Raw genomic sequence first — 14,387 nt, 5'->3', positions numbered from 1 at the left:
CCACCCGGCGGGTCTCCTCGTCGAGGACCTCGCGGGCGTGGGCGGGGCTGACGCCGGCGGCGAGCCGGTCGCCGTACGCCGCCGGGTGCTTGACGTTCCACCACCGCACGCCGCCGACGTGGGAGTGCGCCCCGGGGCCGATCCCCCACCAGTCGTCGCCGCGCCAGTAGGCGAGGTTGTGCCGGCACCGGGCGGCTCCGTCCCGCGACCAGTTGGAGACCTCGTACCAGTCGAGCCCGGCCGCGCGGAGGAGGTCGTCCACCGCGACGTACTTGTCCGCCAGGTCGTCGTCGTCCGGCATCGGCAGCTCGCCCCGCTTGACGCGGCGGGCCAGTGCGGTCCCCTCCTCCACGATCAGCGAGTACGCCGACACGTGGTCCGGGGCGCACGCGAGCGCCGCCTCGACCGAGGTCACCCAGTCCGCGGCGCTCTCGCCCGGCGTGCCGTAGATGAGGTCGAGGCTCAGCTGGTCGAACCCGGCAGCCCGTGCCGCCTCGACCACGCCGGGGACCCGTGCCGGGTCGTGGGTGCGGTCCAGGGTCGTGAGCACGTGCGGGACGGCGGACTGCATGCCCAGCGAGAGCCGGTTGTAGCCGGCCGACCGCAGCGCGTCGAGGTAGGCCGGGTCGACGGAGTCCGGGTTGGCCTCCGTCGTCACCTCGGCGCCGGGCGCGAGTCCGAACGCGTCGTCGATCGCCCCGAGCAGCCTGCCGAGGTCGGCCGCCGGCAGCAGCGTCGGGGTGCCACCGCCGAGGAAGACGGTCTGCACCGGGAGGTCCCGGCCACCCAGGACCTCCCGAGCCAGCCGGACCTCGGCGATCGCGTGATCGACGTACGTCGCCCGCGAGACCCCCCTGCCCAGCTCGTCGGCGGTGTAGGTGTTGAAGTCGCAGTAGCCGCACCGGACCGTGCAGAAAGGGACGTGCACGTAGAACCCGAACGGCCGGTTCCCGAGCCCGGCGATCGCCGGCTCCGGGAGTGCACCGTCACTCGGGACGGGGTCCCCTTCGGGCAACGCGGACGGCATCGGGCCATCCTCCCAGGCACGGCCTACACAGGCACGTTGAGCGTCACCGTGTAGCCCTCGTCGACCGAGCCGGTGACCTTGGCCAGCTGGAGGGAGTAGCCGTCGGAGAAGATCCCGTCCGTGTCCAGGGTCAGCTGGGCCAGGTTGCTGATGCTCTGCTCGTAGCCCGCCACGTGGGTGTAGACCTCGTCGCAGACGTCCTGCGGGAGGGCGAGTTGGGAGGTGCGGATCTTGTTGCCCACGTCCGTGGCCTTCGCGAGGCTCTCGTAGACCTCGAAGTGCATGTGCGGCCAACGGCCCGCATAGCAGGCGGGGAAGACCGTGGTGAACTCGAGCCAGCCGTCCGCGTCGGCCTCCTGCACCCCGCGCAGGTAGTTCTCCTCGGTGACGCCGTCGGAGTACATCGAGTAGCGGCCCTCGGCGTCGCAGTGCCAGAGATAGATCGCTCCGCCCGCCAACGGCGTGATGTCGTCGCCGGACAGGTCGTAGAGCCGGAGCCGGACCGTGGTGGGGACCCCCGCAGCGACACCGGACGCGGCGCCGAAGCTGGTCGTGATGTCGCTGCGCACGATGCCGGTCTCGCTCAGCACGTCCGGACCGTTGCTCCCGTCGCCGGGGTACGGGCCTGCGGTCTCCTCGGGGATCTCCCCGTCCGCCACCTCGACCGCGGAGTCGCCGCCCATGCCGCCGTCGGGCGGCGCACCGCCGGGGCCGCCGGCGGGTGGGGCTGCGGCGCTGCTCGAGGTCGAGGTCGAGGAGCCGCTGGACGACGTACCGCTGTCGCCGCCGACGGCGCAGCCGGCCACCGCAGCGGCGCCGAGCCCGCCGAAGAGGCCGAGCAGCCCGCGTCGGCCCCAGGAGGGTCCCTGCTTCCCCTGCTGCCTGGCGAGCTCGGTGAGGTCGTGCTGGAGGCCCAGGTCGTGGGCCTCCAGCTCGTGGTCGTGGGTGTCACTGGTCATGTCGACCAGTGAAGCCAAGGACCCTGTATGGCTCCTGTGAGCCACCCGTGAACTGCGCGCGCTCGCGCATTTCAGCTACCCGTAGAAGGAGTCGATCAGGTCCTTGTTGTTGGCCTCGACGACCGCGCGCTTGACCTTGAGCGACGGCGTCAGCTCGCCGGACTCGATGGTCAGGTCGTGGTCGAGGAGCTCCCACTTCTTGATGGTCTCCCAGCGGTTGAGCTGGCCGTTGAGCTGCTCGACGTAGCCGCCGATCATCTCCTGGACCTTCTCGGAGCGGACCAGCTCGGTGTAGTCCTTGCCGGCCATATCGTTCTCGGCCGCCCAGCCCGCGATCGCGTCGGGGTCGACCGTGATGAGCGCGACGACGAAGTTGCGCTCCGCGCCGAACACCATGAACTGGCTGGCGTAGGGGCACAGCGCCTTGAACTTCGCCTCGATCGCGGGCGGCGCGATGTACTTGCCGCCGGAGGTCTTGAAGAGCTCCTTGATCCGGCCCGTGATCTTGAGGAAGCCGTCGGCGTCCAGCTCGCCCTTGTCACCGGTGCGCAGCCAGCCGTCGGCGGTCATCGCCTCGGCGGTGGCCTCGTCGCGGTTGTGGTAGCCCGCCATGATGTGCGGGCCCTTGAGCTGGACCTCACCGCCGTCGCCGATGCGGACCTCGGTGCCGGGGAACGGCTGGCCGACGGTGCCGAGCTTGTAGGCGTCGGGGTGGTTGACCGTCGCGCCCGCGGCGTTCTCGGTCATCCCGTAGCCCTCGAGGATGAGGATGCCGGCGGCGTGGAACCAGGCGGCGATCTCGGCGTTGAGGGCCGCGGAGCCGGAGATGAAGAACTTCACCCGCCCACCGAAGCGCTCCCGGACCTTGCTGAACACCAGCTTGTCGAAGAGCGCGTGCTGGAGCTTGAGCGGCAGCGGCACCGACTTGCCGGCCATCGTCAGCTGGTCGACCTTGGTGCCGACCTCGAAGGCCTTCTTGAAGATCTTCTCCTTGGCACCTCCCTCGGCCGCCTGCATGGTGACGATCCGGGCGTGGGCCTTCTCGAAGATGCGCGGCGCGGCGCCCATGAACGTCGGCTTGACGATGCCCAGGTTGTCGACGATCTTCTCCACGCGGCCATCGATCGCGGTGGCGAAGCCGCACGCGAGCTGGGTCGAGAGCAGCACCTTGCCGAACGAGTGGGCCATCGGCAGCCACAGGAACTGCAGGTCGCTCTCGTCGAGGATGCCCTGCGCCTTGATGGCCTCGCCCTCGAACACCCACGCCTTGTGGAGCGTACGGACGCCCTTGGGGCGGCCGGTGGTGCCGGAGGTGTAGATCAGGGTCGACAGCTGGTCGCCCCGGATCTCCTTGCTCAGCGCCTCGATCGCGTCGGGGTTGGCCTTGAGGTGCTCGTCCCCGAGCTCGGCGAGGCCGTCCAGCGACAGCACGAACTCGCCGTCGGCGAGGCTGTCGTCGAACGAGATCACCTTGTCGAGCGCGGTGAGCTCGTCACGGTGGGCCTGGATCTTCTCCAGCTGCGTGGCGTCCTCGGCGAAGACGAAGCGGCACTCGGCGTCGCCGAGGATGTAGGCCGTGTCGTCGGCTCCCGTCGACGGATAGACCGTCGTGGTCGCGCCGCCGGCGCACATGATCGCCAGGTCGGCGACGATCCACTCATAACGGGTGGACGACGCGATGCCGACGCGCTGCTCCTGCTCGAGACCGAGGGACAGCAGGCCCGCGGCGAGGCGTCGTACGCGATCGCCTGCCTGGGACCAGGTGACCGACTCCCAGGCGTCTCCGCGGGGGAACCGGAAGGCTTCCTTGGAACCGGACTTCGCTACCCGGTCCAAGAACTGCACGGCCACGTTCTGGGGCATGCGCTCGATGAAGCCGGTGTCGTGGTTGATGGGCATGACGCTCCTCATGCACTGGGCGAGACGACGGTGAATGACACGTAACCTAGATCACTGGAGCGGCTGCCGGTAGGACACCCCTTGTCGAGCGAGATATTCGTCGACCTGGTGGCGCAGGTCCTGGGCGAGCCCGTCGATCGCCAGCAGCTCCGGAAGGCGCTTCCGGTCCAGGTTGAGAGCCACGAAGAGGTCGCGTACGGTGATGCCGTGCTCGGGCTCGTGGACGACGACGATCTCGTCCCCGGCCGCGACGGTCCCGGTGGTCAGGACCCGTAGGTACGGCCCCGGCAGCAGGGCCGCCGTGAACCGCTTCACCCACGCCGTGTCGTCGTACCCGCCCAGACCCATCCAGCACTTGAAGTCGTTGCACGGCGTCCGGACGCTCGCGATCTCCAGCACGACCTCCCCCGCCTGCAGCCGGGTCCCGACCGCTGCGCCGTTGAGGTCGATGCCCTCGGTCGTGAGGTTCTCGCCGAACTGGCCGTCGCGGATCGGCCGCCCCAGCTCGGCCTCCCAGAACGTCAGGTCCTCCCGCGCATAGGCATAGACCGCCTGGTCGACGCCTCCGTGGAAGCGGGTGTCGGACACCTGGTCCCCGACGACCCCGAGCTGGGTCACGGCCACGCGGCCCGCCACCGGTGTCTTGTCGATCGACGTGCGCCCGATCCCCGCCCAGGACGCGTCCCGGGGCTCACCGACGTTGACGGAGGTGATGCGTGCCATGCCCTGATCGTCGCAGGTGTGCTCGTCAGCGGTGCGCGAACTGCCGGGTGCCGTCGACGACCTTGAATCGGCGCGCGGTCGACCGGGTCCGCAGCGGCTCCATGTCGCCGGAAGGCCCCACGACGCCGGTCGAGTGGACGCGCGGGCCGTAGGAGATCTTCCACTTGGTCAGGACGGTGCCGCCGTCGAAGTCGTCGGAGAACACCGTGAACGTCTCGTCGTCAGGGTCGTCGGTCTCCACGAACCGCACGGCATCAGCGCCGACGCGCACCCAGTCGGGGCTCTGGAGACAGGTCCTCGGCAACGTGAGCCGTACGACGTCGCCGACCGGGTCGATCTCCCTACCGATCCGACATCGCAGGCCGGTGCTGACGAACCCGAAGGCCCCGCACTCGTTCACCTGGTCGGGGTCGGGGTACCGCGGTGCCTTGGACAGGAAGGTGAGCACCCGCCACGTCCCGTTCGGCCGCTGGAACCGGACGAGGTCGAGCCAGTAGCCGCCGCGCGGCGTGCGGACATAGTTCGTCACCATCACCTCGAGGTCAGGGTCGAGGTCGCGGAAGGTGGTGGTCATGACGAGCGACCTCCGCGTGTGCCGCACCTCGAGGCCCGTGATGTCGTTGGTGACCTCTGCCGACCCGTTGACGACCGTGTCGGTACCGCACGGCTTCGGCTCCGGGGAGTAGTGCCACCCCCTGACGTCCCCTTCGGCGTCGCCGCCCGTCCAGCGATCCGCCTCCGCCGTGCTCGGCAGGAGGGCGACGGAGAGGGCAACAGCACCGAGAGCGGCGCGCGACGGCCAACGCATGCGGAGGATTATCGGGTGTCTCGAGCGCGCCGTCAGGCGTTCGTTGACATCGGCAAGGTCCGGGAGACGGTGATGCTGACCTGCGTCGTCACGTAGCCGAGCCGCTCGTTCAGCGTCGTCATCGGGGTGTTGCCGACCTGGGTCCACGTCGACACGGTCGTGACCCCGTGGGAAGCGGCCCAGTGCAGGGCGAGGCGCTTGAGGTGGACGGCGATGCCGCGGCCGCGGTGGTCGCGGCGGACGGCGGTCAGGGTGTTCTCGGCGCGGTCGGGGTGGTCGGGGTCGAGGCGCAGGCCGGCGCACCCGATCACCTCGCCGGCGTCGAGCGCAAGGAACATCGGGTCGCCGCGCCAGGTCGTGCTCCACTGCTCGGCGCTGATCACCAGCGGAGTGTGGACGGCGAAGTCCGCCAGCACCTCGGTGCCGAACCCGTCGTAGCAGGTGTCCCAGAGCTCGGGGCGCTCAGCGAGGGTCACCACCTCGACTCCTGCAGGGGCCGGGGGCTCGGGCTCCTCCCCCACGGTGACGGTCTGCTCGACCTCCCGGTCGACCTCGGCGAAGCCGAACCGGGTGGCGAAGGCCAGGGAGCCCTCGTCGTCGACGCCCGAGACGACCTCCGGGTGCCCGAGGCCGACGCAGTGCGTCGCCAGGACGTCGAGCAGGGCCGACCCCACCCCGGTTCGACGGTGCGCCGCCATCACCCGCGGCACGACGAACCCGGCCCCCTCGGTGTCGGAGTCGTCAGCCAGCCCGGAACCGACGACCACACCGTCGCGGCGGGCCAGGACCATCAGGCGGCGAGGCGACGCGGCCGCGCGCAGCTCCGGGACCGACATGCACCGCTCGCCGGGAGCCACCGACAGCCGGACGGTCCGCCAGTCCTCGAGGTCGGCGTCGCTCACGCACTCCGCGATCTCGACGTCCGCACCCTGGGTCACGCCCGCCAGCGTGTCAGTCCTGGACCGCCTTCGCGACCGTAATACAGCGGGTGACGTAGGCACGCTCGTCCTCGTTCATCGGGCGGGCGGCGCGGACGGCGTTGGCGAACGCCCCGTGGGCGTCGAGCACGCTGCGCACGACGACCCAGTCCCGCGCCCGGTGCTCGTCGAGCCCGGCGGTGTCGACGAGCGTGTGGAACCGCCGCCGGATCCCGTCGCGGACCGACCCGACCCCGCCGTACTCGTCGAACCGGTTGCGCAGCATCGGCTCGACCTCGTAGTGCGGGTCGCCGTTGGTCGGCTTCGGGTCGATGACCAGCCAGGTCGGCTGGCCGCCGCGCTCGCCGAGCAGCACGTTGTCGTAGTGGAGGTCGCCGTGGAGGACCGCGGTCGCCGGCTCGCGGCACAGGTCGCCGGCCAGGGAGACCGCCTGGTCGACGAGTCGCCGCGGCATCGGCACCGCCGCCGCGTCGCGGGCGAGGGCTGCCGTCCAGCGCTCGACGTACGACGCCTGGCTGCGCAGCTGCGGCATCGGCGGGACGTGGATCAGGCGATAGAGGCCGCCGACGATCTCGCACGCCTCCGCGTCCCACCGGTCGCGGAGGTCGACGGGGTCGAGCCGCTCGAGGAGGAGCGCGCGCCGGCCGGGGTCGGCGCGCAGCAGCCGCACCGCTCCGCGGCCGCGCCAGCGCTGGAGCGCGAGGTGCTCGTGGTCGGACTCCTCGGCGTCGGCGTCGGTGTGCAGCTTGAGCACCGCCGCGACCCCGCGCGGGGTACGGACCGGCAGCACCAGGGAGCAGAAGCCGTGCATCGCCTCGCCGTCGAGTCCCAGCTCCCACGTGGCCAGGACCTCCGCCGCGAGCGCCGGCAAGCGGTCGAGCCACGCGGCCCACCCGGGGCCTAGCGCACGCTGGGAGTCGAGCCCCGCCGGAAGGTTCAGCACGAGTTCATCCCATCAGACCCGCGGGAGCGCTCGCTCCACTAGCGTTGCGTCACGTGCAACACGCTCTCGTGACGGGTGCCTGTGGCCTGGTCGGCACGGCGGTCGTCGACCGCATGCTCGCCGACGGCTGGCAGGTGACCGCGACCGACCTGGCGACCGCCGCCAACCGCAAGGCGGTGCTGAGGCACCGCCGCGGCCCGCGGTTCGCGGTCCGCTGGGCGGACCTGACGGACGACGCCGACGTGACCGCGCTCCTCCACGAGGTGCGGCCCGACGTGGTCATCCACCTCGCCGCCGTGATCCCGCCGACCTGCTACGCCATCCCCCAGGTGGCGCGCGCGGTCAACGTGGACGCGGTCCAGAAGCTGGTCGCCGCTGCGGCCGTCGCGCCGCGGGTCCCACGGCTCGTGCTGGCCTCCAGCATGGCGGTGTACGGCTCCCGCAACCCGCACCGCGAGCTCGGGCTCCTCACCGAGAGCACGCCCGTCTCGCCTGCCGACAGCTACGGCCAGCACAAGGCCGAGGCCGAGGCGATCGTGCGGGCGTCCGACCTGCCGTTCGTGATCCTCCGACTCGGGGGCGTCCTCACCGTCAAGCCGCGCACCGCCGGCGGCACCGACGTGCTGCGGTTCAGTGCCCTGCTCCCTGCCGACCAGCGGATGCAGACCGTCGACGTGCGCGACGTGGCCGCGNCAGCGGATGCAGACCGTCGACGTGCGCGACGTGGCCGCGGCGTTCTCCGCAGCGGCCACCAAGGACGTCCTCGGCGAGACGTTCGTGATCGGCGGCGACGAGAGCCACCGCCGGGTCCACGGCGACGCCGGCGAGGCGATGATCGCGGCGATGGGCCTGGAGGGCGCCATCCCGGTCGGCCGTCCGGGGGATCCTGAGGACGACACCGCGTGGTTCGCGACCGACTGGATGGACACCACCCGCGCCCAGGACGCGCTCCGGTTCCAACAGCACTCGTGGGACGACATGATCGCCGAGATCCGCGCGCGGATCGGGTGGAAGCGCTACGGCCTGCGCTTCGCGGCGCCGTTCGTCCGGGCCGCGCTCGAACGTCGCTCGCCGTACCGCGACGCTCCCGCGGGCTACGCGGACATGTGGGGCGGCATCCGTGCCGGCTGGGGCGATCCCTCGCCGGACCCCGGCCGCTGAACGTCCGCGCTACTTCTTCGGCTTGTCCCCCGCCGGACCGGAGGTGGACAGCGCGGCGACGAAGGCCTCCTGGGGGACCTCGACGCGGCCGACCATCTTCATCCGCTTCTTGCCCTCCTTCTGCTTCTCGAGCAGCTTGCGCTTCCGGGTGATGTCACCGCCGTAGCACTTGGCGAGCACGTCCTTGCGGATCGCGCGGATGTTCTCGCGGGCGATGACCCGGGCGCCGATCGCGGCCTGGATCGGCACCTCGAACTGCTGGCGCGGGATGAGGTCCTTGAGCTTGCCGGCCATCATCACGCCGTAGGAGTACGCCGCGTCCTTGTGGATGATCGCGGAGAACGCGTCGACCGGCTCGCCCTGGAGCAGGATGTCGACCTTGACCAGGTCGGCGGCCTGGTCGCCCGAGCGCTCGTAGTCGAGGCTGGCGTAGCCCTTGGTGCGGCTCTTGAGCTGGTCGAAGAAGTCGAAGACGATCTCGCCCATCGGCATCGTGTAGCGCATCTCGACGCGGTCGGCCGACAGGTAGTCCATCCCCTGCAGGTTGCCGCGCTTCTCCTGGCACAGCTCCATGATCGTGCCGATGTAGTCCGACGGGCTGAGGATCGTCGCCCTGACCACCGGCTCGCGGACCTCGGCGACCTTGCCGTCGGGGTACTCGCTGGGGTTGGTGACCTCGATCGTCTTGCCGTCCTCCATGTGCACCTCGTAGACCACGTTGGGCGCGGTGGAGATGAGGTCGAGGTTGAACTCACGCTCGAGCCGGTCGCGGGTGATCTCCATGTGGAGGAGCCCGAGGAAGCCGATGCGGAAGCCGAAGCCGAGGGCGCCGGAGGTCTCCGGCTCGTAGGTGAGCGCCGCGTCGTTGAGCTGGAGCTTCTCCAGGGCGTCGCGCAGCACCGGGTAGTCGTCGCCGTCGATCGGGTAGAGGCCGGCGTAGACCATCGGGTTGGGGTGCTGGTAGCCGCCGAGCGACTCGGTCGCGCCGTGGTGCTGGGAGGTGACGGTGTCACCGACCCGCGACTGGCGGACGTCCTTCACACCGGTGATGAGGTAGCCCACCTCGCCGACGCCGATCTCGCCCGCCTTGACCGGCTCGGGGCTGATGACGCCGACCTCGAGCATCTCGTGCACGGCGTTGGTCGACATCATCTTGATGCGGTCGCGGTGCTTGAGGCTGCCGTCGACGACGCGGACGTAGGTGACCACGCCGCGATAGGTGTCGTAGACCGAGTCGAAGATGAGGGCGCGCGCCGGGGCGTCTGCGTCGCCGACCGGCGGCGGGGTCTGCTTGACGATCTCGTTGAGGACCGTGTCCACACCGAGGCCCGTCTTGGCGCTCACCCGCAGCACGTCGCCCACGTCGCAGCCGACGATGTTGGCGAGCTCCTCGGCGTACTTGTCCGGGTCGGCACTCGGCAGGTCGATCTTGTTGAGGACGGGGATGATGTGGAGGTCCGCGCCCATGGCCAGGTAGAGGTTGGCCAGGGTCTGCGCCTCGATGCCCTGGGCGGCGTCGACCAGCAGGATCGCCGCCTCACACGCCTGGAGCGACCGCGAGACCTCGTAGGTGAAGTCGACGTGGCCCGGGGTGTCGATCATGTTGAGGACGTAGGTACCGGGCTCGGCACCCTCCGCGTTGTCCTCGACGACCGTCCACGGCATCCGGACGGCCTGGCTCTTGATGGTGATCCCGCGCTCGCGCTCGATGTCCATCCGGTCCAGGTACTGCGCCCGCGCCGCGCGCTCGTCGACGACGCCGGTGAGCTGGAGCATCCGGTCGGCCAGCGTCGACTTGCCGTGGTCGATGTGGGCGATGATGCAGAAGTTGCGGATGACAGCGGGGTCGGTACGACCAGGCTGCGGAGCGGGTGCGGGCATGATCTGCCCATTCTTCCAAAGGGCAGGCCCGTTCGGCGATTTGAGCGCGCGCCCGCGGGGTCCGTCAGGTCAGGATGGGGCCATGATCGAGAGGGCGACCGCCGTACCCCTGCCCACCCGGATCCCCCACGGCCGCACCGCGCGCCGGCTGGAGTGGCCGTTCCTGCCGCCCCACATCCGCTCCGAGGTCGAACGACGGATCGGCTCCCCGGTCGTCGAGGCGGAGTCCCGGACGTCGGGGTTCACGCCCGGGTTCGCCTCGGTCCTGCTGTGCGCCGACGGCACCCGCCACTTCGTGAAGGCGGCCTCGACGATCGCGCAGAAGATGTTCGCCGATGCCTATCGCGAGGAGGCCCGCAAGCTGAGCATGCTCTCGGCAGGGCTCCCGGAGGGCCTCCCGGCGCCGCAGCTGCGCTGGCTGCACGACGCCGACGACTGGGTGGTGCTGGGCTTCGAGCACGTCGAGGGACGGGCGCCGCAGCGTCCGTGGGTCCCCGACGAGCTCGCCGCCGCGTCCGCGATGGCCGTCGAGATCGCGGAGCGGCTCACCCCCGCACCCGACGGGATCGAGTCGGCGTACGACGCCTTCCACACCTGGCCGGCGCTCTGGGCCCGGGTCGCCCACCCGTGGGCGGACGACTGCCGTGCGCTCGCCGAGCGGTTCGCGGAGGTCGTCGAGGGCACGACCGTGGTCCACTGCGACATCCGTGACGACAACCTGCTGGTCCGGCCCGACGGGTCGGTCGTCATGTGCGACTGGAACTGGCCGGTCGTCGGCGCGGCCTGGCTGGACTCGCTGTTCCTGCTCATCGGCCCGCGCGGCGACGGCCTCGACGTCGAGGCCCACATCGCGGGACACCCGCTGCTGTCGCCCGTCGACCCCGAGCACGTGGACGTCGCGCTCGCGCTGATCCTCGGCTACTTCGCCGCGTCCGCCGACCTCCCCGTGCCGCCGACGTCGCCCCACATCCGGGACGCCCAGGCCTGGCAGCGCGACGTCCTCTACGCGTGGCTGGGCGAGCGGCGCGGGTGGGACCCGACCGTCAGGTCGTGAACTTGGGGTCGATGACGACCTGCTGCGGGTCGGTCGGGTCCACCCAGACGTCGACGATCGTGTCGGGCTGCACCCGCGGGATCGCCATCTGGGAGACCAGCGTCCGGTAGCCGACCTCGTAGCGCTCCCCACCCTCGGGGATCACCTCGAGCACGAAGTCGACGTACGGGTCGTTGTTCATCGCGCCGTTGTTGCGGCAGCTGACGATCCGCGCCTGGGCCAGCGTGCCCTGGTCGAGGATCCGCTCCCGGAGCGCGCGCCGCGCTCGGCTGCGTCGTACCGCCATCGTGATCGCGAACACCGCGATCACCGCGCCCAGTCCGAGCGCGACGTTGACGATGAAGCCGTCGTCCCTGGTCGCGCCGATGATCACCAGCGTCCAGAACGCCATCGAACCGACCGACACCAGCAGCATGGGGAGTGGCGACAGGGACGACTTCGAGGTCGACTTCGCTTCAGGGGCCACGGCGGCAATCTGCCACACAGGGCGATTTGGGTGCAGTCCGGCACCGCTGTTAGCCTTGCCTGTCGCGTCATTCGCAGGTTCTTGCCTGCCCCCATGCACCAGACGACGCACTCCGGACCAGACCAGTTTTCATCGATCCGACGGATCAAGACACCAAAAGGCGTGAGCAGTGGCGAACATCAAGAGCCAGATCAAGCGGAACAAGCAGAACGAGAAGCGTCACGAGCGCAACAAGGCCGTCAAGACCGGCCTCAAGTCCGCCGTCCGCAAGTTCCGTGAGGCCGCCGAGGCCGGCGACAAGGACCAGGCCGTCGCGCTCGGCCGCGAGGCCGCCAAGAAGCTCGACAAGGCCGCCTCGAAGGGCGTCATCCACAAGAACCAGGCCGCGAACCNCCGCCGAGTTGCCGAGGTTGCGGCCTCGAAATGCCAGTACCGCCTGTGGATCCGCAGGCGGTACTGGCATTTCGGGGCCGCAACCTCGACAACTCGGCGGTTTCAGTGAGCCTCGCGGTACGACGCGATGGTGAGGACGAGCCGCTCGAGGGTGTAGGACGCGTCGCTGGCCCGACCCTTGAGGTCGGCGTCGGCCTTGGCGACGGCGCGGATGGCGCGAGCCAGGCCGCTGGGGCTCCAGCCGCGCGCCTGGCTGTTGAGGTTCTTGAGCTTCCACGGCGGCATCCCGCCCTCGCGGTTGCCGGCGACGTGGTTGGCCAGGGACCGGAGCTGCCCGGCGACGGCGGAGAGGATGTAGACCTCCGACGTGCCGCTCTCGATCGCCCAGCGCAGCTCCTGGAGGGCGAGCGAGCGGTTGCCGGCGAGCATCGCGTCGGCGATCTCGTAGTTCTTCACCTCGGCCCGGCCCCCGAAGTAGCGGCCGACCTTCTCCTCGTCGATCCGTGCGCCGGGGAAGTCGCTGACGAGCTGGTCGACGGCGGCGGCGAGGGAGCGCAGGTCATGACCGACCGCGACGACGAGGACCTCCGCGGCGCGCTTGTCGAGGGTGGCGCCACGACGCCGGGCCTCGCTCACGGCGAAGCCGCCCATCTCCCAGGCCTTGACCTCACCGGACTTCTCCTCGGTGACGGTGCCGAGCTTGCGCAGCTTGGCGAGCACGCCGGACCCCTTCGGCCCGCCGCCGTGGACGAGCACCAGGGCGACGTCGTCGGCGGGGGCGACGGCGTAGCCGAGCAGGCCGTCGACCGACTCGTCGGGGAGGTTCTCGAGCCCGCGGACGACCACGCAACGCACCGTGGAGAACAGTGAGGGCGCCGAGAGCTCACCCAGGGTGGCCAGGGTCAGGTCGGACGCGAGGGCCTCGGAGATCTCGGACTCCGGGTCGTGGCCCCGGACGATCGCGCGGACGTCGTCGACGACCCGGGCACTGAGGAACTCCTCCTTGCCGGTCACGAGAACCACCCGCCCCAGCACGTCCTCCACCCGCATGGCGACGAGCCTAGTCGGCTCCGCCGACGGTCGGATCAGTCGGCGGTGACGACAGCCGGTCCCGCCTCCCCCGCCGTGACCGCGAGGGCGCCGTCCCGGTCCGTGCGGGCGACGGTCGTGCCGCCCGCGGCGAGCAGGTCGAGGAGCCCTCGGTCGGGATGGCCGTAGTCGTTGTCGGCACCCACGGACACGAAGGCGACCTCCGCGTCGAGCGAGGTCAACCACTCCTCGTCCTGGTGGCTGCTGCCGTGGTGAGGGACCTTGAGCACGTCGACGTCGAGGCCGGGCAGAGCCGCCGCCAGCCGCGCCTGGGCGTGCGGCTCGACGTCGCCGGTGAGGAGGATCCGCAGGCCGTGGGTCTCGACGAGCAGCACCACGCTGGCGTCGTTGGCCGCGCTGCCGTCCCCCGGACCGGCGACCGGCCCGGGGAGGTCCGGCCAGAGCACCTGGAGCGTCAGGTCACCGATGCTGCGGGCCTCGCCGTACGCGGTGGGCGTGACCGCGAGCCCCGCGGACGCCAGCGTCGCCTCGACCCGGTCGTGGCCGGTCGTCGGGTCGAGCATCGGCGAGGCCTCGACGGCACCGACCCGCCTCCCCCGCAGCACGCCGGTGAGCCCGTCGACGTGGTCGGCGTGGAAGTGGGTGAGGACGAGCAGCGGCACCTGCTCCACGTCGAGCCGGTCGAGGCAGCGGTCCACCGCCGCGGGGTCGGGTCCGGCGTCGACCACGACCGCGGCCCCGGGGCCGGCCGACAGGACGAGCGCGTCGCCCTGCCCCACGTCGCAGGCGGCGAGCAACCAGTCGTCGGGCGGCCAGGCCCCGCCGAACGGCCCCGGGAGGGCGTCGAACCGGCCCGGGACGCCGAGCAGGACAGCGACCGTCGCCAGCCCGGTCAGCAGCCCCACCCGACGGCTGCGCAGCAGCCGCGGCGCGACCACGGCGCCGGCGACGCAGAGGACGGCGAGCGCGCCGATCGCCAGGACGCCGGTCCCCCATGCCACCCCGGGGACCGGCAGCGCTGCACCGCGCTCCGCGACGACGACGATCCAGCCGACGCACCCCCCGGCCAGCGTCCCGACGGGCCG

At 71.1% G+C, this 14,387-nt stretch carries 14 protein-coding genes and 1 pseudogene; 4 read left to right on the top strand and 11 right to left on the bottom strand.

Features of this window, described 5'->3' with window-relative positions; genetic code table 11:
- The 7 genes from hemW to H0487_RS18090 form a co-directional block, all read right to left on the bottom strand.
- Positions 1 to 1,027, bottom strand: a 1,027-nt coding sequence (gene hemW / locus H0487_RS18120; RefSeq protein ID WP_183095636.1) for a radical SAM family heme chaperone HemW, incomplete at its 3' end; no start/stop codon positions are given.
- 23 nt (positions 1,028 to 1,050) lie between these two features.
- Positions 1,051 to 1,986 (bottom strand): dioxygenase family protein, encoded by a 936-nt coding sequence (locus tag H0487_RS18115; RefSeq protein ID WP_183095635.1) that lies wholly within the window; start codon positions 1,984 to 1,986, stop codon positions 1,051 to 1,053.
- A 75-nt stretch (positions 1,987 to 2,061) separates the two neighbouring features.
- Positions 2,062 to 3,885 (bottom strand): AMP-dependent synthetase/ligase, encoded by a 1,824-nt coding sequence (locus H0487_RS18110; protein WP_183095634.1) that lies wholly within the window; start codon positions 3,883 to 3,885, stop codon positions 2,062 to 2,064.
- A 51-nt stretch (positions 3,886 to 3,936) separates the two neighbouring features.
- Positions 3,937 to 4,608 carry an MOSC domain-containing protein gene (locus H0487_RS18105; protein WP_183095633.1) on the bottom strand — a complete coding sequence of 224 codons (672 nt, stop codon included), beginning with the start codon at positions 4,606 to 4,608 and terminating at the stop codon, positions 3,937 to 3,939.
- A 25-nt stretch (positions 4,609 to 4,633) separates the two neighbouring features.
- Positions 4,634 to 5,416, bottom strand: coding sequence for a hypothetical protein (locus H0487_RS18100; RefSeq protein ID WP_183095632.1), 783 nt, complete (start codon positions 5,414 to 5,416; stop codon positions 4,634 to 4,636).
- Between the two features lie 32 nt (positions 5,417 to 5,448).
- Positions 5,449 to 6,354: a GNAT family N-acetyltransferase gene (locus H0487_RS18095; RefSeq protein WP_183095631.1), complete on the bottom strand. Its 906-nt coding sequence runs from the start codon at positions 6,352 to 6,354 to the stop codon at positions 5,449 to 5,451.
- 13 nt (positions 6,355 to 6,367) lie between these two features.
- On the bottom strand, positions 6,368 to 7,297 hold the full coding sequence (locus H0487_RS18090; RefSeq protein ID WP_183095630.1) for an aminoglycoside phosphotransferase family protein: 930 nt from the start codon (positions 7,295 to 7,297) through the stop codon (positions 6,368 to 6,370).
- A 53-nt stretch (positions 7,298 to 7,350) separates the two neighbouring features.
- Between H0487_RS18090 and H0487_RS18085 the strand changes: the two genes are divergently transcribed.
- Positions 7,351 to 8,187, top strand: a complete 837-nt coding sequence (locus H0487_RS18085; RefSeq protein ID WP_220793553.1) for an NAD-dependent epimerase/dehydratase family protein — start codon at positions 7,351 to 7,353, stop codon at positions 8,185 to 8,187.
- Entirely contained in the window at positions 8,141 to 8,458 is a 318-nt protein-coding gene (locus H0487_RS22945) for a hypothetical protein (protein ID WP_220793552.1), read from the top strand. Before H0487_RS18085 ends, H0487_RS22945 begins: the two co-directional genes overlap by 47 nt.
- Positions 8,459 to 8,467: 9 nt before the next feature.
- Here the strand turns inward: H0487_RS22945 and lepA are convergent, their stop codons facing one another.
- Entirely contained in the window at positions 8,468 to 10,339 is a 1,872-nt protein-coding gene (gene lepA / locus H0487_RS18080) for a translation elongation factor 4 (protein ID WP_183095629.1), read from the bottom strand.
- 82 nt (positions 10,340 to 10,421) lie between these two features.
- Between lepA and H0487_RS18075 the strand changes: the two genes are divergently transcribed.
- Positions 10,422 to 11,393 carry a phosphotransferase family protein gene (locus tag H0487_RS18075; RefSeq protein ID WP_183095628.1) on the top strand — a complete coding sequence of 324 codons (972 nt, stop codon included), beginning with the start codon at positions 10,422 to 10,424 and terminating at the stop codon, positions 11,391 to 11,393.
- On the opposite strand, the gene H0487_RS18070 is transcribed toward H0487_RS18075, so the two are convergent.
- The gene (locus H0487_RS18070; protein WP_183095627.1) at positions 11,383 to 11,859 is read right to left on the bottom strand and encodes a DUF3592 domain-containing protein; all 477 of its coding nucleotides are present in this window, start codon (positions 11,857 to 11,859) and stop codon (positions 11,383 to 11,385) included. The two genes, H0487_RS18075 and H0487_RS18070, sit on opposite strands and share 11 nt — an antisense overlap.
- A gap of 169 nt (positions 11,860 to 12,028) precedes the next feature.
- Between H0487_RS18070 and rpsT the strand changes: the two are divergent.
- A pseudogene (gene rpsT / locus H0487_RS18065) lies at positions 12,029 to 12,256 on the top strand (30S ribosomal protein S20); the annotation flags it as partial.
- A gap of 98 nt (positions 12,257 to 12,354) precedes the next feature.
- Here the strand turns inward: rpsT and holA are convergent.
- Complete coding sequence (gene holA / locus H0487_RS18060; protein ID WP_183095625.1) at positions 12,355 to 13,302, bottom strand: DNA polymerase III subunit delta; 948 nt, start codon at positions 13,300 to 13,302, stop codon at positions 12,355 to 12,357.
- A gap of 35 nt (positions 13,303 to 13,337) precedes the next feature.
- Positions 13,338 to 14,387 (bottom strand): ComEC/Rec2 family competence protein (locus H0487_RS18055; RefSeq protein ID WP_183095624.1); only part of this gene is annotated, 1,050 nt, incomplete at its 5' end.

The organism is Nocardioides stalactiti (assembly GCF_014180715.1).
GTDB classification, from domain to species: Bacteria; Actinomycetota; Actinomycetes; order Propionibacteriales; family Nocardioidaceae; genus Nocardioides; species Nocardioides stalactiti.
The sequence above is the reverse complement of the archived record's forward strand: the minus strand, read 5'-3'. Positions and strand labels throughout refer to the sequence as shown.